Source organism: Nocardia sp. NPDC127606 (assembly GCF_042671725.1).
Taxonomy (GTDB): Bacteria; Actinomycetota; Actinomycetes; order Mycobacteriales; family Mycobacteriaceae; genus Nocardia.
This window is the reverse complement of sequence record NZ_JBHXWQ010000005.1, coordinates 240035-257483: the sequence shown is the minus strand read 5'-3', so window position 1 is coordinate 257483 and position 17449 is coordinate 240035. Positions and strand designations below refer to the sequence as shown.

At 67.6% G+C, this 17449-nt stretch carries 20 protein-coding genes; 7 read left to right on the top strand and 13 right to left on the bottom strand.

Going from position 1 to position 17449, the window contains the following annotated elements; genetic code table 11:
* The first annotated feature begins 9 nt into the window (after positions 1–9).
* Positions 10–807 carry a class I SAM-dependent methyltransferase gene (locus ACFVJ5_RS23510; protein ID WP_379223089.1) on the top strand — a complete coding sequence of 266 codons (798 nt, stop codon included), beginning with the start codon at positions 10–12 and terminating at the stop codon, positions 805–807.
* Here the strand turns inward: ACFVJ5_RS23510 and ACFVJ5_RS23505 are convergent.
* On the bottom strand, positions 793–1401 hold the full coding sequence (locus ACFVJ5_RS23505; protein ID WP_358186434.1) for a hypothetical protein: 609 nt from the start codon (positions 1399–1401) through the stop codon (positions 793–795). The genes ACFVJ5_RS23510 and ACFVJ5_RS23505 overlap by 15 nt on opposite strands.
* Before the next feature lie 106 nt (positions 1402–1507).
* Between ACFVJ5_RS23505 and ACFVJ5_RS23500 the strand changes: the two genes are divergently transcribed.
* Complete coding sequence (locus ACFVJ5_RS23500; RefSeq protein WP_379223087.1) at positions 1508–2242, top strand: DUF2993 domain-containing protein; 735 nt, start codon at positions 1508–1510, stop codon at positions 2240–2242.
* 35 nt (positions 2243–2277) lie between these two features.
* On the opposite strand, the gene deoC is transcribed toward ACFVJ5_RS23500, so the two are convergent.
* A complete protein-coding gene (deoC, locus tag ACFVJ5_RS23495) occupies positions 2278–2943 on the bottom strand; it encodes a deoxyribose-phosphate aldolase (RefSeq protein WP_379223086.1) in 666 nt (221 codons plus the stop codon).
* A gap of 92 nt (positions 2944–3035) precedes the next feature.
* Here deoC and ACFVJ5_RS23490 point away from each other — a divergent pair, with 92 nt between their 5' ends.
* A complete protein-coding gene (locus tag ACFVJ5_RS23490; RefSeq protein ID WP_379223084.1) occupies positions 3036–3563 on the top strand; it encodes a GNAT family N-acetyltransferase in 528 nt (175 codons plus the stop codon).
* Position 3564: 1 nt separating this feature from the next.
* Here the strand turns inward: ACFVJ5_RS23490 and purU are convergent, their stop codons facing one another.
* From purU to ACFVJ5_RS23460, 6 genes are all read right to left on the bottom strand, one after another.
* A complete protein-coding gene (gene purU, locus ACFVJ5_RS23485) occupies positions 3565–4455 on the bottom strand; it encodes a formyltetrahydrofolate deformylase (protein WP_379223082.1) in 891 nt (296 codons plus the stop codon).
* 20 nt (positions 4456–4475) lie between these two features.
* Positions 4476–5528, bottom strand: a complete 1053-nt coding sequence (locus ACFVJ5_RS23480; protein WP_379223080.1) for an alpha/beta fold hydrolase — start codon at positions 5526–5528, stop codon at positions 4476–4478.
* Positions 5529–5604: 76 nt separating this feature from the next.
* The gene (locus ACFVJ5_RS23475; RefSeq protein WP_235569396.1) at positions 5605–5883 is read right to left on the bottom strand and encodes a DUF2516 family protein; all 279 of its coding nucleotides are present in this window, start codon (positions 5881–5883) and stop codon (positions 5605–5607) included.
* A 91-nt stretch (positions 5884–5974) separates the two neighbouring features.
* On the bottom strand, positions 5975–6625 hold the full coding sequence (locus ACFVJ5_RS23470) for a heparin-binding hemagglutinin (RefSeq protein WP_379223078.1): 651 nt from the start codon (positions 6623–6625) through the stop codon (positions 5975–5977).
* Complete coding sequence (locus ACFVJ5_RS23465; protein WP_379223076.1) at positions 6625–7071, bottom strand: helix-turn-helix domain-containing protein; 447 nt, start codon at positions 7069–7071, stop codon at positions 6625–6627. The genes ACFVJ5_RS23470 and ACFVJ5_RS23465 overlap by 1 nt, the downstream gene beginning before the upstream one ends.
* Before the next feature lie 114 nt (positions 7072–7185).
* Positions 7186–8439, bottom strand: a complete 1254-nt coding sequence (locus ACFVJ5_RS23460; protein WP_379223396.1) for a DUF445 domain-containing protein — start codon at positions 8437–8439, stop codon at positions 7186–7188.
* Between the two features lie 313 nt (positions 8440–8752).
* Between ACFVJ5_RS23460 and ACFVJ5_RS23455 the strand changes: the two genes are divergently transcribed.
* The 4 genes from ACFVJ5_RS23455 (at position 8753) to ACFVJ5_RS23440 (ending at position 12934) form a co-directional block, all read left to right on the top strand.
* Positions 8753–9466, top strand: coding sequence for a TetR/AcrR family transcriptional regulator (locus tag ACFVJ5_RS23455; protein WP_379223394.1), 714 nt, complete (start codon positions 8753–8755; stop codon positions 9464–9466).
* A 126-nt stretch (positions 9467–9592) separates the two neighbouring features.
* On the top strand, positions 9593–11026 hold the full coding sequence (locus tag ACFVJ5_RS23450; RefSeq protein ID WP_379223074.1) for an ABC1 kinase family protein: 1434 nt from the start codon (positions 9593–9595) through the stop codon (positions 11024–11026).
* A gap of 22 nt (positions 11027–11048) precedes the next feature.
* Entirely contained in the window at positions 11049–12293 is a 1245-nt protein-coding gene (locus ACFVJ5_RS23445; protein ID WP_379223072.1) for a saccharopine dehydrogenase family protein, read from the top strand.
* Positions 12290–12934, top strand: a complete 645-nt coding sequence (locus tag ACFVJ5_RS23440; protein WP_379223070.1) for a methyltransferase domain-containing protein — start codon at positions 12290–12292, stop codon at positions 12932–12934. Before ACFVJ5_RS23445 ends, ACFVJ5_RS23440 begins: the two co-directional genes overlap by 4 nt.
* Here ACFVJ5_RS23440 and ACFVJ5_RS23435 read toward each other — a convergent pair.
* From ACFVJ5_RS23435 to ACFVJ5_RS23415, 5 genes are all read right to left on the bottom strand, one after another.
* On the bottom strand, positions 12920–13486 hold the full coding sequence (locus ACFVJ5_RS23435) for a vitamin K epoxide reductase family protein (protein ID WP_379223068.1): 567 nt from the start codon (positions 13484–13486) through the stop codon (positions 12920–12922). The genes ACFVJ5_RS23440 and ACFVJ5_RS23435 overlap by 15 nt on opposite strands.
* A complete protein-coding gene (locus ACFVJ5_RS23430; RefSeq protein ID WP_379223066.1) occupies positions 13483–14253 on the bottom strand; it encodes a DsbA family protein in 771 nt (256 codons plus the stop codon). The genes ACFVJ5_RS23435 and ACFVJ5_RS23430 overlap by 4 nt, the downstream gene beginning before the upstream one ends.
* Positions 14254–14336: 83 nt before the next feature.
* Complete coding sequence (locus tag ACFVJ5_RS23425; protein ID WP_379223064.1) at positions 14337–15182, bottom strand: polyphosphate kinase 2 family protein; 846 nt, start codon at positions 15180–15182, stop codon at positions 14337–14339.
* A 15-nt stretch (positions 15183–15197) separates the two neighbouring features.
* Positions 15198–16655, bottom strand: a complete 1458-nt coding sequence (locus ACFVJ5_RS23420; protein WP_379223062.1) for an alanine/glycine:cation symporter family protein — start codon at positions 16653–16655, stop codon at positions 15198–15200.
* A 57-nt stretch (positions 16656–16712) separates the two neighbouring features.
* Positions 16713–17444 (bottom strand): ZIP family metal transporter, encoded by a 732-nt coding sequence (locus ACFVJ5_RS23415; protein WP_379223060.1) that lies wholly within the window; start codon positions 17442–17444, stop codon positions 16713–16715.
* Between the last annotated feature and the right edge of the window lie 5 nt (positions 17445–17449).

Below are 17449 nucleotides of genomic sequence, written 5' to 3'. Positions count from 1 at the left end.
TCGACGCCCGTGGCCCCCAGCCGCAAGGCCCTGCCTCCGGTCGGCACCATCACCCGCGGCACCACCGGCGTCAACCGCCTGCGCCGTAGCGATCGCTGGCTCGTCAACGACGAACTCGTCAGCAGGACACTGCGTGAATCGACCACCCCCTTGGTCGTCGACCTCGGTTACGGCGCCGCACCGTGGACCACGTTCGAACTGGCCGCCCGCCTGCGTACCGTCCGCCCCGACCTCGAGGTGGTCGGCCTGGAAATCGACCCGGCCCGCGTGGTGGAGCCCCGCGACGGCGTCCGCTTCGCCCGTGGCGGCTTCGAACTGGCGGGCCTGCGGCCGACCCTGGTCCGCGCGTTCAATGTCCTGCGCCAATACCCCGAGGACGCCGTCCCCGACGCGTGGTCCCGAATCCAGTCCAACCTGGCCCCCGGCGGCCTGCTCGTCGACGGCACCTGCGACGAACTCGGCCGCCGCTGCGCCTGGGTCCTGCTCGACCGCCACCGTCCCCTGTCCCTGACGCTGGCCTGGGATCCGTTCACCGTGGACCGGCCCTCCGACATCGCCGAGCGCCTGCCGAAAGCGTTGATCCACCGCAACATTCCCGGCGAACGCGTCCACGCGCTCCTCATCGCCGCCGACCGGGCCTGGGAGCGGTCCGCGGCCATGGCGCCGTACGGCCCCCGCATCCGCTGGCGTGCAGCGGCGGACATGCTGCGTGCCAACGGTTTCCCGCTACGGACCTATCCCCGGCGAATGCGCGACTGCGTGCTGTCGGTGCCCTGGGACGCGGTCGCCCCGTCAGACCCGGCTTAACGCCCGCCGCACCCGCGCCGACGCTCGCGGCGCCAATTGCTGCCCACCCCACCAGATCTCGTCGGTATCGCACCGGTGGATCGCCACCGCGTCGGCCACCACCTCGTCCAACGCCGACTGCGAGATCTCGGTCTCGGCCAGATCCAGGACCGTCCGCACCGGCGTGGTCACCAGAAACGGCCCAGCCGACTCGACATCGGCCGCGCAGAGCTTGCGCCGGGTCAACACCAACCGTGGGGTCACCGGCGGGCGACCCGCCGACACCGACAGGTGCAGAAACCGCGGCTGCAACCTGCCGATCCCGTGCAGTTCCGCCGCACTCTGATACGACACCGCCGCCGCGCCGTCGAACCACGCCGCCCACATCGCGTACTCGTCGAGCGGCCCCACCCGCCACTGGCCCAGCCGCATCATCCCGACCCCTGCCCTGGTCACCGATCCGTCCCCCAGGGCCGCTCTGACCTGCGATTCGCAGCCGGTACGCAATACCTGACGCGTGGTGAAGAAGCCCGCGTGCCGCCCGGCCAGGCGCCGCAGCACCCGCCATCGATGATCCGCTGTCCCCGCCACCCGGCGCGCGCCCTCGCCAGTCATGAAATCCAGATTACGCCCGGTTGCGTGCGCCAGGTCACATTTTGCTGTGAAGGCTTTCACGACGTCCTCAGAGCGGACACAGAAAGATCGGGAAGAATCCGATGCCATGACCACACAAAACTCCCCACGCCCCAGGATCGGTCGGCGCTCTCTGGTGATCGCGTTGGCCGTGGTCGCAGCTCTACTCGTCGCGGCCATCGCCGGAACCGAAGCCTATGCCCGGCACAAGATCTCGAGCTGCATCAGCGGCGCGTTCGAGCAACAGATGGGCTCGAGCATCGACGTGGGCTTCGGCCTGCGCCCGGTCCTGCTGTCGTATGCGGACGGCAAGGTCGGCACGATCACCGTCGACAGCGAGGACAACAAATTCGGCCCCGCTGTCGGGATGGTCGTGCACGCGAAATTCAACGACATCGAACTCGTCGACCGCGGCCGCGGCGGCGGCACCATCGACAGCTCGACCGCCGACGTGACCTGGAACAACGACGGCATCCGCGAGACCCTCGGGACCATGGTCAGCGGCGTGAGCTCCTCGGCGAGCACCGGCGTGATCACTCTCGATGTGCTCGGCGGCCTCGCCCAGCTGGAGGTGCAGCCGATGATCCGCGACGGCAACATCACTGTGGAGACGAAGTCGGCGCAGCTACTCGGCATCGGCCTGCCCACCGACCTCGTGCAGGGCATCGTCGAGACCTTCACCCAGAGCTTGCAGAGCTACCCGCTCGGCCTGCGCGCGCAGGAGGTCAAGGTCACCGATGACGGTGTGAACGTGCACCTTTCCGGCGGCAAGACCGCACTCGAGAGCGCCCCGTCCGGTCAGCAGTCCGAGTTCACCTGCTGATCGCGCGAGACGGTGACTACTCGGGAAGACCTCGTCTAGTCGGGAAACCCGTCGAGGACCGCGGCCGATTTCGACAACCCGAGCCGCGTGGCGCCGGCCTCGATCATCGCGGCGGCGTCGGCGGCGGTGCGGATTCCGCCGCTGGCCTTCACCCCGAGTCGTCCGCCGACGGTCTCGGCCATCAACCGCACCGCGTGCACGCTCGCACCGCCGGCGGGATGAAAACCGGTGGAGGTCTTCACGAAATCGGCGCCCGCCTGCTCGGCCGCCCGGCACGCGCCGACGATCGCCGCGTCGGGGAGCGCCGCCGATTCGATGATCACCTTGAGCACGGCCCGATCCCTGGTCGCCTCGCGCACGGTGATGATGTCGGCGAGCACGGCGTTGAAATCACCGGCCAGTGCGGCGCCCACGTCGATCACCATGTCCACCTCGTGGGCGCCCTGATCCACGGCCAGCCGCGCCTCGGCGCCCTTCACCAGCGAATGGTGTTTGCCGGACGGGAAACCCGCCACCGTGGCCACCACCAGACCCGGCGCACGCACCGGCAGCATCGAGGGCGAGAGACAGATCGCGTACACCCCCAGTTTGCGCGCCTCGACGATCAGCGAGTCGACCTCGGCCGGAGTGGCTTCCGGAGCGAGCAGAGTGTGGTCGATCATGTCGGCCACGGCGGCCCGGGTCAGCGGCGCGGAAGTCATTCGCCGAGCATCGCATACCCGCGGCCGAGTCCGGCACATCGGGCACGGCACATCATTGCGCTCCCGTACCCAAATCCTGGAGACTTAAGCCTGTGCTGATCCGTCGCGAGACCCCAGCGGACGCCCCGGCGATCGCCGCGATCCACCGCGCCGCCTTCGCCCCGCAGTACGCGGACGATCCGGCCGTCACCGAACCACCCGAACCCGCCCTCGTCGAGACGCTGCGCACCGACGAGTCGTGGATGCCCACGCTGTCGCTGGTCGCCCTCGAATACGACACCGTCGTGGGGCACATCTGTCTCACCAGAGCCGGCATCGGCCCGTTCCCGGTGCTCGCGCTCGGTCCGCTCGGCGTCGATCCGGAGCATCAGAAGTCCGGCGTCGGCTCGGCACTGGTCCACGCCGCCCTCGGCGCCGCCGACGCCCTCGACGAATCGGTCGTCGGCCTGGTCGGCGATCCCGACTACTACGCCCGCTTCGGCTTCGTCCCCGGCGCGCGCCTGGGCATCGTGCCCGACGAATCCGCGTGGGCACCGTACTTCCAGGTCCGCCCGCTCACGGCCTACGATTCCGCCGTGACCGGCGAATTCCGTTATCCGGCGGCGTTTTACGACCTGTAGGTCACTCGAAGACGACCGTGCGCCGACCGTGCACGAGCACCCGGCCCTCGAGGTGCCAGCGCAGTCCACGCGCGAGCACCACCCGCTCGATGTCACGTCCCTGCCTGACCATGTCGCGCACGTCGTCGGCGTGATCGACCCGGATCACGTCCTGCTCGATGATGGGCCCCGCGTCCAGCTCGGCGGTGACGTAGTGGCAGGTCGCCCCGATCAGCTTCACCCCGCGCGCGTACGCCTGGTGATAGGGCCGCGCGCCGACGAACGAGGGCAGGAAGCTGTGGTGGATATTGAGCGCGCGCCCGGCCCAGTGCTCGCACAGCCCGGCGGGCAGCACCTGCATGAACCGGGCGAGGACCACCGCGTGCGGATCGTGGGAGTCGACGAGGTCACGCACCTGCTCGAAGGCCGGACCGCGCTCGGCCGGGTCCTTCGGGAACGGCACATAGTGGAACTTCACCCCGTGCGCCTCGGTCATGCCCGCGAGGTCGGGGTGGTTGCCGATCACGGCCTCGATGGTCGCGGGCAGCTCACCGGCCTGCGCGCGACCGAGCAGGTCGTGCAGGCAGTGCCCGTCCTTGCTGACCAGCAGCACCACCCGCCGGGGCGCACCGGAATCGTGTAGCTGCCACTCGGTCTCGGGACCGAACTCGGCGGCCACCTCGGCGAAGCGCACCCGCAGCTCGTCGATGGAGAACGGCACCGTCGAGTCCTTCACGGCCTGGCGGGTGAAGAACCAGCCGATGTCACCGTCGGAGTGGTACCCGGCCTCCACGATCGAGCCACCGAATTCGGCGATGAACGAGGAGATCCGGGCGATGACGCCCGGCCGGTCCGGGCACCCGAGGGTCAGCACGAACCGACGGTCGTCCGAGGTCACAGCGGTAGAACTCATCCGCCGATTCTCGCAGGCGGTCAGGCCATGGCGCGCACGGGCTCGCGGACGGCGGCGAGCACCCGGGCCACTTCGGCATTGAACAGGTCGAAGCGTTCGACATTGCCGAGATGCCCGGTCGGCAGCACCTCGAACCGGGCGAGCGTGCCTGCTTCCTGCAGCAGTGCGGCCAGGCGCTCGGCGTGGATCGCGGGGGTCATGTCGTCGCGATCGCCCGCGAGCACGGTGGTCGGGACCGAGAAGTTCTTCGCGTCATCGCCGAGATGCAGCTCGGTGAGCAGGAACCCGTAGCGCGAGCGGGTCATCATCGGACAGCCGCGCACCACCGACAGCGCGTAGTTCAGCTTCTCGCGCGAGGTATCGAGGGTCATCACCTGACGGGCGAAGATCCAGCGCACCGGCTTGATCGGCGGGAACACCACAGGGGTGCCGAGGATCAGCCTGCCGAGCCAGTCCGGCGTCGGCATCGAACGCCCACCGAGAATCCGCAGGGGGATGTTCAGACCGGGAACCATGGTCGACACCTCGACCAGCGAGTGCGCGCCGGTGTTGGTGAGGATCACCGCGGCGGCTTGTTCGGCGACCCGCTCGGGGTAACGGCCCGCCCAGGCGATGAGCGTCATCCCGCCCATGCTGTGTCCGGCCAGTACGGCGCGCTGACCCGGCAGCAGCACGGCGTCGAGCACGTCGCACAGGTCGTCGGCGAGCAGATTCGTGCTCGGGCGGGCGTAGCCGTTGGTGCTCTCGCCGTGGCCGCGCTGGTCGTAGGCGACGACGCGGTACTCGCCGGCGAAGGCGTTGATCTGGGCGTTCCAGTATTCGATCGAACATGTCCAGCCGTGGGCGAACACGATGACGGGCGCGTCGACCGGGCCATAGGCGTGCACTCGCAGGCGGGCGCCGTCGGCGGTGACCACCGGAATCACGTCGTAGGGCATCCGCGGCGGATCGAAGGCCGCGATCCCGTGCGTCCGGGTCCGCAAGTCCGCCCGGTGGGCAGCGAGGGTGGTCTCGACCACGGTGGATACCCGGTCGACCAGGTTCACCAGAGCCGTCGGCAACTTTGCGCGCATCGGCACACTCCTTTGTGTTACTGCTAGATACAGTAACACCGCGTACCACTCACCCGCGAGCCCTTCTACGGGCTATTTACCAGCGCGGGCCGCGCTGCACCTCGTCGACCTTCGGGCGCACATCGGCCAGGTACACCCCGGTCGCGATGATCGCGATGAACGACAGCATCCCCAGCCCGCCGATGCCGATCAGCAGAAACACCAGCGCACCGCCGAGAATGGCCAGCCAGATCGGCTTGGTCATCTTGTCGACGGCGGTGAAGGCATCCGAACGCTGGCGCACAGCGTGAATGAGCGCGAACACCGTCGCGCCGAAGGCGCCGATCCACAGGATCAGCAGAATCAGCGAGGTCATCCCATTCACCATGTTCACACCCCCATCATACGAACAGCGGCCCCGCACACACCTGGTGTACGGGGCCGCTGTCAGCGGTGATGCGCGAAGGCTAGACCTTCTTGGGCGCGGCGGCCTTCTTGGCCGGAGCGGCCTTCTTGGCCGGCGCGGCCTTCTTGGCGGCCGGAGCCGCGGCCGGAGCCGGCTCGGTGGTGACCGCGACGACCTCGGCCTCGACCACGGCGTCGACCTTGTCGGCCACCGCCTCGGCCTCGGCCTTGGTGCGGCCCAGCAGGTCGTTGACCTTGGTCAGGGCATCCTCGGCGCGAGCGGAGGCATCCTTGTAGAGGGTCTCGACGCGGCCGATCTGCTCGTCGACGGCCTGGTTGGCACGCAGCCGGTCGACGGTCTCCTCACCGCGAACGGCGAGATCGGCGTAGATGTCGAGCGCCTGGCGGTAGTACTGCTCGGCCAGCTTGCGCAGCTCTTCGGGGGTGAACTTCTCGCGCAGCTCGGCGAGGTCCTCCGGCAGCTCCGACGGCAGGCCGGAGATGCGGTCACGCAGAGTGTCGAACTGGGCCTGCACGTCGGCGGGCACGTTCGCGATGCGCTCGCGGGCCTCTTCGACGCGGGCCTTGGCATCGGTGGCGACAACGCGGCCACGGACGTCGGCGACAACGTCGTTCACGGCGGCGTAGATGGCGTCACCGGCGCCGACGGTGGCGAACAGCGGCTTGGTGACAGTGGCGGTCTTTTCGGTCATCAGTCTTCAGTCTCCTGGTGTGGCGGAGTGTCAGTTGTCGTGAACGAAACGTCACTGTCTCGTTCGTTCCCCCCTGAGCCGGTTTCTTCCCCGTTTTCCCGGCGAAACGACTCATAGATTTCCAGCAACACCTGTTTCTGCCGCTCGGACACCGAAGTGTCGGCGAGCAGGGCGTCGCGGACCGGGCTGTGCGGACGCTGTTCCAGAAATCCTGCCCGCACATACAACACCTCCGAGGAAACCCGCAGTGCCTTGGCGATCTGCGCGAGTACTTCGGCGGAGGGATTACGTAATCCGCGTTCGATTTGGCTCAGGTACGGATTACTTACCCCCGCCAGAGCGGCGAGCTGACGCAGGGACACCTGCGCACCTTCGCGCTGTGCCCTGATGAAACCTCCGATATCTTGAGCCGCGTGCGCTACACGACTCTCGGGTTGGTCTGTCATCGCTCACCTTCTGGCGTTGTAAGGCCAATAGTAGAACAGGGTGCTAGCTATTGCAAGCACTACAGTTAGCACCCGGTCGGCTAGCGTGTACGCAACCCCCGGTTACCAGGTCTTTCAGTGGAACAGCAGCTGCGAGATCGTGTAGATGGCCAGGCCGGCGAGCGAGCCGACGACCGTGCCGTTGATCCTGATGAATTGCAGATCCCGACCGACCTGCAATTCGATCTTCCTGCTCGCCTCGTCGGCGTCCCAGCGCGCGACCGTATCGGTCACCAATGTCGTGATCTCCGCGGAGTAGTTGCCGACCAGATAGCGAGCACCGCGATCGATCCACCCGTCCACTTTGCCACGCATCTCCGGGTCGTCGCGGAGACGCTCGCCGAGCTGCTGCACATTTTCGGCCACCTTGCGCCGAAGGGTGGAATCAGGATCGTCGGCCGACTCCAAGATCAACCGCTTCGCCGCCCGCCAGGTGGCCTCGGCCATTCCGGTGATCTGCTCGCGGCCCATGATCTCGGCCTTGACCTTCTCCGCCTTGGCGATCATCGCGTCGTCGTGTTGCAGGTCCTCGGCGAAATCCTGGAGAAAGCGATCGGCGGCCCGGCGCAATTCATGATCAGGATCGGAGCGCACCTTCCAGGTGAACTCGACGAGTTCCCGATAAATTCGCTCCGACAACAATGTATTGACAAATTTCGGCGCCCACTGCGGCGCATCGCGCACCACGATCCGGTCGATCGTGTCCTGTGAGCCCAGCGCCCACTGATGCGCGCGCTCGGCCAGCAGGTCGATCAGCGGCCGCTGCCGGTTGTCGGCGATCATCTCCGAGAGCACCCGGCCCAGCGGCGGCCCCCACAGCGGTTCGGCGATCCGCTTGACGATGGTGTTGTCGATGATCTGCTCGACGTCCTCGTCGCGCAGGGTGTTGACCACCGCGGTCAGGATCGTCGCGCTCTCCTGCGCCACCCGGGCCGCGTGCGCCGGATCGGCCATCCACCGGCCAACGCGCAGCGAGATCTGCGCCGAGTCCAGACGCGCCGAGACCACGTCGGGGGCGAGGAAGTTGGTGCCGACGAAGGCGCCGAGGCTCTCGCCGAGCTGGTCCTTCTTCTTGCGGATGATCGCGGTGTGCGGGATCGGCAGACCCAGCGGATGCTTGAACAACGCGGTGACCGCGAACCAGTCGGCCAGTGCGCCGACCATGCCCGCCTCCGAGGCCGCGCGGACATAGCCCACCCACTCGCCACCGCCGCCACGCGATTCGAGCCAGCGGCACAGCAGGTAGATCACACTGGCCACCAGCAGGAAACTGGTCGCCAGTGCCTTCATCTTGAACAGGTCACGTTTTTTGCCCGCCTCGTCGGTCATCACCGCGAAGCCGGCGGGCTGTGCGGCGGGCTCGGTGCGCGGCGTGAGAACCGCCGTGTTGCCGGGAGATTTCTCCATAGCCCCCATTCTGCTGTGCGCACGGCGAGTGCGCCGCCGCCAACCCCGCGTGGCGTCGCCCACGACACGGCGAACCGCGCGGTTTGTCGTACGCGCGCGTAAGCACTCGAGTGTGGTAAATGCCGCAACGTGGGCCAAAGGAGCGCCACCCCACACCGGCGCGCCTAAGCTGTTGACTAGAGACGCCAACATCGATCACAAGGGGGCTGTTCTGTCCACCGAAGACCTTGTCGAGATCGGCGAGCAGTCGAGCCGAGCAGGAGTGCGCGGCGGCGGCCAGGCCGACGGCCGCAAACGTCGGTGGCGGCAGCACAAGATCGACCGCCGCGAGGAGCTGGTCGACGGCACGCTCAACGCCATCCGCGCGCGGGGCAGCCAGGCGGGCATGGACGAGATCGCCACCGAGATCGGCGTGTCCAAGACCGTGCTGTACCGCTACTTCGCGGACAAGAACGACCTGGTCCACGCCACCATGCAGCGATTCATCGAAACCACGCTGCTGCCCCGGGTGTACGGCGCGATCAGCCTCGACGCCGACGAATACCAACTCGTGCGCGCCGCGATGACCGAATACGTCGGCACCGTCGACGACGACCCCGAGGTCTACCGGTTCATCATGAGCAACGCCGCGGGCGACAAGTCCTCGCTCGCCGAGTTCGAGCGCCTCTTCGCCGAGGTGGTCACCACGGTGCTGGTCGATCGGGCGGGCGCCAAGGGCATCCGCACCGAGGGCGCGATGCTGTGGTCGTACGTGCTGGTCGGCGGCATCCAGCTGGCCACCCACTGGTGGACCACCACCGACAAGGCCATGCCGCGTCAGGACGTCATCGACTACCTCACGATGATGGCCTGGAGCGCGATCGAGGGCATGGCCCGTGCGGGTGGCTCACCCGAGATCTTCACCGCGCAGCCGCATCCGCTCCCCGAAATGCCGCAGCAGTCGCCCTGACCGGGGTTTTCCCGCGTTCGAGGGAGCCGGGCTCGACAATGCCGCACGGTTGGTTACGCTGAACCCGGGCGGGACGCTGTGGCTTGTGTCACCGCCGTGCGCGTCGGCACCAACGGAGGTATCTCGATGGCGAAGAACGTGCCGACTTCCCGGCTTGCCCGCGGGACGAAGCTGGGGGCGGTCGCGGCGGGGTCGGTCATCCGCTCGAAGAAGACCAGGCTATCGATGCGCGGGCGTTCGGAGGCCGTGCGCGCGCGGATGGCCGAGGAGTCGATGATCCGCACCACCGAACAGGTGGTCATGGTGCTGGGCACCATGAAGGGCGTGGCCATGAAGCTGGGCCAGATGATGTCGGTGCTCGACCTGGATCTGGTGCCGGAGAACCATCGCGAGCGGTTCCAGCAGCGCCTGGCCGTGCTGCGCAACGCGGCGCCGACGGTGTCGTTCGAGTCCATGCGCGCGGTGATCGAGCAGGACTTCGGCGCCCCGGTGGCGGAGATCTTCGCCGAATTCGATCCGGAGCCGATCGCCGCCGCCTCGATCGGCCAGGTGTACCGGGCCACCCTGCACGACGGCCGCGCTGTCGCGGTGAAGGTCCAGTACCCCGGGGTCGACGCCGCCGTGCGCGCGGATCTGAAGAACCTCACCATGTTCCGCCGCGTGCTGGCCTCGGCGATGCCGTGGATCACCCCCGCGGTGCTCGACGAGCTGAAACTGAACATGGAGAGCGAGCTCGACTACCAGGCCGAAGCCGCCACCCAGGCCGAGATCGCGCACCTGTACCGCGACCACCCGTTCATCGTGGTGCCCTCGTCGGTGCCGGAGCTGTCGACCACCCGCGTGCTGGTCAGCGAGTTCATCGACGGCGACGGTTTCGACGAGATCCGGAAGATGCCCGCCGCGGTGCGTGATCGGGTCGGCGAGATCATCTACCGCTTCTACGTCGGCTCGCTGTTCAGCTTCAACGAGTTCTGTGGCGACCCGCATCCGGGCAATGTGCTGCTCGCCCGTGACGGCCGGGTCGCCTTCCTCGATTTCGGGCTGTTCAACCGGATGGATCCCAAGCTGGTCGGATTCGAAATCCAGTGCCTGCGCGCGGCCGCCGAGGATCGCGCGGAAGACCTGCGGCAGTTGATGATCGATCGCGGCGTGATCGATTCGCCCGAGGAGATCGGCGCCGAGGAATGCCTCGAGTACGTGCTCGCCGCCTCGGAATGGTGTCTCGTGGACGAGGAACTCACCATCACCCCGGAACTGGCCAGCGGCGCGTTCCTGCTCGCCGTCGACCCGAGGGCCAGCGAGTTCACCGGCATGAAGCAGCAGAATCTGCCGCCCGAGCACCTGTTCTCACGCCGCGCCGACTTCCTCACCTTCGGCATGCTCGGCCAGCTCGACAGCACCAACAACTGGCATCTGGTCGCCAGGGAATGGCTCTACGGCGATCCGCCGGTCACCGAACTCGGTCTGGCCCACCGCGATTGGCTCACCACTCATCCACCGAAACCGGTGAAGAAGACTCGCGCCCCCCGCAAGGCGAGCGCACCAGCCACCAAGCCCTGAATCATCTTTCGAAAGGCGCGTCATGCCGCAGCACCGTGAGTTCGACCTGATCTTGTTCGGCGCAACAGGTTTCGTCGGCAAACTCACCGCCGAATATCTGCTCACCGCGGCCCCGGCCGATGCCAAGATCGCCCTGGCGGGCCGCTCCGCGAGCAAGCTCGCCGCCACCCGCGACGAGCTCGGGCCCGCCGCCGCGGCATGGGAACTCGTCGTCGCCGATTCCAGCGACCCCGCGTCACTGGCCTCGATGGCCGAGCGCACCAAGGTCGTGGTCACCACCGTCGGCCCGTACCTGCGCTACGGCATGCCGCTGCTGGGCGCGTGCGCCGCGGCGGGCACCCACTACGCCGATCTCACCGGTGAGCCGCTGTTCATCCACGACGCCATCGAGAAGTACGAGCAGACCGCCGTCGACTCGGGCGCCAAGATCGTGAATTCCTGTGGCTACGACTCGATTCCGTCGGATCTGAGCGTGTACGAGATCTACCGCGCCACGATCGCCGACAACACCGGCGAGCTCGAGGACACCACCCTGGTGGCCTATCTCAAGGGCGGCATGAGCGGCGGCACCATCGATTCCGGGCGCGCCATGATGGAGGACGTCGCGGCCGACTCCGCGCGCGGCAAGATCCTGGCCCACCCGTATTCGCTGAGCCCGGATCGCAGCATGGAACCCGATGTCGGCCGACAGTCCGATCAGACGCTGGCCCGCGCCGACAGCATCGACGCCAGCCTGGACGGCTGGGTCACCACGTTCGTGATGGCCTCGCACAACACCAAGGTCGTGCGCCGCACCAACGGCCTGCTCGGCTGGGTCTACGGCAAGCAGTTCCGCTATCGCGAGGTGATGAACGCGGGCACCTCGGCCGCTGCGCCGCTGGTCGCCGCGGGTATCGCGGGCGGCATCGTGGCCGGCATGGCCTCGGGTGCGGTCCTGTCGAGGGTTTCGCTCGGCCGTAAGCTGCTCGACCGGATCCTGCCCAAGCCCGGCACCGGCCCCGACGAGAAGGCCCGCCGCAGTGGGTGGTTCACCATGAAGACCTTCGCCCGCACCAGCTCCGGCGCCAAGTACCAGGCCACCTTCTCCGGCACGGGCGACCCCGGCTACCAGGCCACCGCGGTGCTGCTGGGCCAGAGCGGGCTGAGCCTGGCCTTCGACACCCTGCCCGAACGCGCGGGCGTACTCACCCCCGCGTCGGCGATGGGCGAGGCGCTCACCGCGCGGCTGCGCGAGGCGGGCATGACCATCGAGGTCGCACGACAGTGAATCTCGCCCGCAAGACGATGAACGCCCCGGCGCTGGCGGCGGTCTACGAGCACGCGTGGCGACCCACGCTGTTCTACCTCGCCAGCGGCCGGACCACCGGTACCGACCGCCGCGACGCGGTCGACCGGCTGCGCCTGAGCGGCCCCATGAAGGTGCTCGACCTTGCCTGCGGCCCAGGCAATTTCACGCGATACCTGAGCGAATATCTCACCCGCGACGGTTTCGTCACCGGTCTCGACTACTCAGCCCCGATGCTGGCCAAGGCCGCCACCGACAACGCGAGCCCCCGCGTCGGCTACGTCCGCGGCGACGCCCGCACCCTGCCGTTCGCCGACGGAACCTTCGACGCCGTCTGCTGTTTCGGCGCCCTGTACCTGATCCCCGACCCCTTCGCCGCCACTCGCGAGATGATCCGCGTCCTCGCACCCGGTGGCCGCATCGCGATCAGTACCAGCTACGCCGAGGACAACCTCTTCGGTTCGGCGAGCAGCCTGGCCGCGAGCCTGAGCGGCCTACGCCTGTTCGACCGCGACACCTTCCCGAAGCTGTTCGCCCGCGCGGGCCTGACCGAAATCGACCAGCGCGTCCACCGTTTCATGCAGTACGTGGACGCCACCAAGCCCGTGTCAGACCAGGCTTAGCCAGTAGTCCTGGAACTTCAGGAACACCAGCAGCAGCACCACCGCGTAGAACACCACGACCAGGGTCCAGCGCCATTCGGCGAGGATTCCCATCACCCCGCGCGACCGGCCCCACAGCTCCTGCGTGGTCACCGCGAACAACACCGGCACGGCCACCCACACCACCATGCAGTACGGGCACAGCGCGTTGATCCGGTACAGGCTCTGGAAGATCAGCCAGCACAGCCCGGCGATGCCGAGCACGGTGCCGATCCACAGCCCACCCCAGATCCAGCGCGGGAAGCCGATGCCGACCACCGACAGCACGGCGAGGGTCACCACCACCGAGAACCCGACGACGCCGATCAGCGGGTTGGGGAAACCGAAGACCGCGGCCTGGTCGGTCTTCATGATCGACCCGCACGACAGCACCGAGTTGATGCTGCACGAGGTCACGTAGTTCGGGTCGACGAACAGCTTGAACCGTTCGACGGTGAGCGTGAACGACGCCAGCCAGCCCGCCAGCCCGGCGATCAGCAGCAGCCAGGCCGAGCGGGCGGGGGCGGTGATCACTTCGCCGCGTCAGCGATCACGGGGGCCAGGCCGTTCTCGGTGAAGATCGCGTCGGTCTGGTTCAGCTGGCCGTTAATGTACACCGACGGCGTGGACTTCACGCCACTCTGCAGCGTGGTCTGGGTGACCTGCTGGATGTAGTCGTTGTACGGCTTGTCTTCGATGCAGGTCGCCACGGCCGGATCGGTGTACCCGACGTCGGTGGCGATCTTGATGAGCTCGTCGTTGCTCAGGCCGGCGCCGCCCTCGGCGGGCTGCTTCTCGAACATGGTCTGCAACCAGGACTGGTACTTGGTGGTATCGGACTTCGCCACGCAGAACGACGCGTTGGCCGCGCGCGAGGAGTACTGGTTGGTCGAGGCCTTGTCGAGGAACGAGATGATCTGGTACTCGACGGAGGCGGTGCCGTCTGCGGCGGCCTTGGCGAGCGTCTCGCCGTTGGCGGCCTCGAACTGCTTGCAGGCCGGGCACTGGAGGTCGGCGACCACGCGCACCTTGACCTTGGCATCGGGATTGCCGATCACGACCGTGCCGGTCTCGGTGACCGCCCCGCCCGTCGCGGGCAACTGCGCCGCCGAGGTCGTCGACGATTCCTTGTCGGAATCGGACTTGTTCACCGCGATGCCGATGCCGATGGCCGCGACCAGCGCGACCAGAACGGCGGCGACGCCGACCTGGATCGCGATCTTGCGCTTCTTGTCGGCCGCCTCGGCCGCCGCCAGCGGATTCTTGCCCGAGGGGCTCTTGCCCGTGCTCACCGTCGTCACACGCCTTTCGCTCGTTGGCTCCCCACCGGGAACATCATGCGGGCCGAACCTGAGAGTTTCCGCAATGCTCGTCTCGCTCGTATTCAGGACTCGTCGAGTCGGCGCAACTGCTCGGCGATGTCGAAGTCGGCGGGCGGCCAGTCGAGTTCCAGCTTGGCCAGCGCGGCGATCAGCAATTCGGTGACCGCGAGGCGCGCGTACCACTTGTGGTCCGACGGCAGCACGTACCAGGGCGCGTAATCGGTGTTGGTGCGGTCGAGAACGGCCTGGTATGCCTTCTGATATTCGGGCCAGTAGGCGCGTTCGGTGATGTCGGAGGGGTTGAACTTCCAGTATTTGTCCGGGCGCTCCAGCCGTTCGCGCAGCCGGCTCTTCTGCTCGTCGAGGGAGACGAACATGGCGACCTTCACGATGGTGGTGCCCGCGTCTACGATCTCCTTCTCGAACGCGTTGATCTGGTCGTAGCGCTGCTCCCACTCCGCCTGCGGCACGAGGTCGTGTACCCGCACCACCAGCACGTCCTCGTAGTGGGAGCGGTCGAAGACGCCGATCTGACCGTGGGCGGGCAGCTTGTTGCGGATGCGCCACAGGAAATCGTGCTGCTTCTCCAGCTCGGTGGGCACGCCGAACGACGCGTGGTCGACGCCCTGTGGGTCCACCGACCCGATGACGTGCCGCACGATGCCGCCCTTGCCCGCGGTGTCCATGCCCTGCAAGATCAGCAGCACGCTGTGCTGCCCGCCGGTGCGACCGTGCGCGAACAGCTTCTCCTGCAAGACCGAGAGCACCGTCGCCCGTTCGGCGAGCAGTTCCTTGCCGAGGCGCTTGCCGTCGCTGAAGCCCGGCGTGCTCGCGGTATCCAGATCAGCGACGCGCTGACCGTCGGCGCGCAGCGCGATATCAGCCGGTTCGGTCCACTGTTTCGCCATTTCCCATGCCTACCACTAGTGGGTGGGTTTACCGGGCAAGCTCGACGCAATCGTTGCCTGCCAGCACTGCACGCCCGCCGGGTCGGCGATGTCGGCGCTGTGCACGTACACGGGGTCCTTACCCGCACTGCGCTGAGCGCGGTAGTCGGCGAGCAGGCCGAACGCGACGACGCCGAGCGGGATGATCGCGGCCAGGTTGACCAGCGCCATCACGCCCATGAACACATCGGCCAGGTTCCAGATCAGGCTCACCGAGCCGAGCGCGCCGCCGAACACGGCCACCAGCACCAGGATTCGGAACGCGGTGAGCACCTGGGGACGGGTGGTGATGAATTCGATATTGGCGCGACCGTAGTAGAAGTTGCCGATCATCGAGCTGAACGCGAGCAGGAACACCACAGCGGTGAGCACGTGCCCGGCCCAGCTGCCCAGCGACGCCTGGAGTGCGCTCTGGGTCAGGTCGGCGCTGCGCCGCTCGGACAGATCAGGGTCGGTGGTCAGGATGATGAACGCGGTGATCGAGCAGATCAGCAGGGTGTCGAAGTAGACGCCGAGCGACTGGACCAGGCCCTGTTTCACCGGATGCGAGACATCCGCCGCCGCAGCGGCATTGGGCGAGGACCCGAGCCCCGCCTCATTGGAGAACATGCCGCGCCGGATGCCTTGCGCGAGCGCGGTCCCGATCCCGCCGCCGACCACCTCGCGCAGCCCGAACGCCCCGCCGACGATATCGGCGAGCACCCGCGGCAGGTCGGTGATGTTGAGCGCCACCACCGCGATGCCGAGCAGCAGATACACCACCGCCATCACCGGAACCAGCACCTCGGTGATGTGGCTGATCCGGCGCACCCCGCCGAAGATCACCACCCCGAGCAGCGTGACCAGGCAGAGCCCGACCAGCGGCGCGAACCAGTCACCGTCCAGCGCCGACAGCGACGCCCGCCCGGTGGCCACGATGGTGTTGGACTGCACCGCGTTGAACACGAACCCGAAGGTCACGGTGATGATCACCGCGAAGGCCAGCCCCTGCCACCGGCGGCGCAGCCCGTACTCCATGTAGTACGCCGGGCCGCCGCGGAAGGTGCCCGGCTCGCTCTCGCGCCGCTTGTAGAGCTGGGCGAGCGTCGATTCCACGAACGCCGACGCGGCCCCGACCGTAGCCATCGCCCACATCCAGAACACCGCCCCCGGCCCACCGACACTGATCGCGGTCGCGACGCCCGCGATGTTCCCGGTACCCACCCGAGCCGCCGCGGAGATACTGAACGCCCCGAAGGCCGACACCGCCTTCTTCCCATCCGCCGCCGTCGGCCCCTTCTCGGCCACCACCTTGAACATCTCCGGCAACATCCGCACCTGCACCACCCCACTGCGCACGGTGAAGTACAGCCCCGCCGCTATGACCAGCGGAATCAGCAGCCAGTTCCAGAACACATCATTGACATCGACGATCACCGAGTTCAGCGTGTCCATCCGGCGAACGCTACCGCCGCCACGCCGCACGACCGGTCAGGCTGCGTCTCATGTTGCTCAGTGGCTGACGGCGGCTACGGCGAACATGGCGGCTACGCCGAGCAGGGTGCACAGCAGGGTCAGGCGGGAGGGGTGGCCCGCGTGGGCCTCGGGGAGGATGTCGGCGGTGGCGAGGTAGAGCAGGAAACCGGCGAAGTAGCCCATGTAGAGGCCGATCCAGTTTTCGGGGACGTGGATCAGGGTGCCCAGGATGGCGCCCACCACGGGTGCGACGGCGTCGAGGGCCAGGAGGGTGAGCGCGCGTTTGCGGGCGTTGCCGTAGACGGTGGGGATGGTGAAAGTGTTGAAGCCGTCGGCGAAGTCGTGGCAGATGACGGCGATCGCCACGGACATGCCGACCGCCGCGCCCGCCTGGTAGCCCAGGCCGATGCCGAAACCGTCCAGCGTGCTGTGGAAGATCAGACCGCCCGCCGCGAGCAGGCCGACCGACTCGAGACCGTGCTTGTGCGTACCGAATTCCTGCTCGTGGCCACGGTGGATGGCGACCGCGCGCTCGATCACGTGCAGGCTGAGGAAGCCGAGGACCGCGGCGATCAGCACATACGGGATGCCCCGGAACATGCCGTCGGACTGTTCCAGCGCCTCGGGGATCAGGTCGAACGCGACCACACCGAACATCACCCCGGCGGCCAGCCCGAGAACCAGGTGCTTGCGGTCGCCGATCCGCATGGCGACGAAACCGCCGAACAGCGTCGACAACATCGACACCAGGGACAACAGGATCGCCATGAGCT

What these genes read in the sequence shown, in the direction of transcription:
- ACFVJ5_RS23415 (WP_379223060.1), bottom strand. Translation starts at nt 17,444, where the DNA reads ATGGCGATCCTGTTGTCCCTGGTGTCGATGTTGTCGACGCTGTTCGGC.
- ACFVJ5_RS23450 (WP_379223074.1), top strand. Translation starts at nt 9,593, where the DNA reads ATGGCGAAGAACGTGCCGACTTCCCGGCTTGCCCGCGGGACGAAGCTG.
- ACFVJ5_RS23470 (WP_379223078.1), bottom strand. Translation starts at nt 6,625, where the DNA reads ATGACCGAAAAGACCGCCACTGTCACCAAGCCGCTGTTCGCCACCGTC.
- ACFVJ5_RS23480 (WP_379223080.1), bottom strand. Translation starts at nt 5,528, where the DNA reads ATGCGCGCAAAGTTGCCGACGGCTCTGGTGAACCTGGTCGACCGGGTA.
- ACFVJ5_RS23505 (WP_358186434.1), bottom strand. Translation starts at nt 1,401, where the DNA reads ATGACTGGCGAGGGCGCGCGCCGGGTGGCGGGGACAGCGGATCATCGA.
- deoC (WP_379223086.1), bottom strand. Translation starts at nt 2,943, where the DNA reads ATGACTTCCGCGCCGCTGACCCGGGCCGCCGTGGCCGACATGATCGAC.
- ACFVJ5_RS23460 (WP_379223396.1), bottom strand. Translation starts at nt 8,439, where the DNA reads ATGACCGACGAGGCGGGCAAAAAACGTGACCTGTTCAAGATGAAGGCA.
- ACFVJ5_RS23420 (WP_379223062.1), bottom strand. Translation starts at nt 16,655, where the DNA reads ATGGACACGCTGAACTCGGTGATCGTCGATGTCAATGATGTGTTCTGG.
- purU (WP_379223082.1), bottom strand. Translation starts at nt 4,455, where the DNA reads ATGAGTTCTACCGCTGTGACCTCGGACGACCGTCGGTTCGTGCTGACC.
- ACFVJ5_RS23475 (WP_235569396.1), bottom strand. Translation starts at nt 5,883, where the DNA reads ATGACCTCGCTGATTCTGCTGATCCTGTGGATCGGCGCCTTCGGCGCG.
- ACFVJ5_RS23425 (WP_379223064.1), bottom strand. Translation starts at nt 15,182, where the DNA reads ATGGCGAAACAGTGGACCGAACCGGCTGATATCGCGCTGCGCGCCGAC.
- ACFVJ5_RS23445 (WP_379223072.1), top strand. Translation starts at nt 11,049, where the DNA reads ATGCCGCAGCACCGTGAGTTCGACCTGATCTTGTTCGGCGCAACAGGT.
- ACFVJ5_RS23465 (WP_379223076.1), bottom strand. Translation starts at nt 7,071, where the DNA reads ATGACAGACCAACCCGAGAGTCGTGTAGCGCACGCGGCTCAAGATATC.
- ACFVJ5_RS23500 (WP_379223087.1), top strand. Translation starts at nt 1,508, where the DNA reads ATGACCACACAAAACTCCCCACGCCCCAGGATCGGTCGGCGCTCTCTG.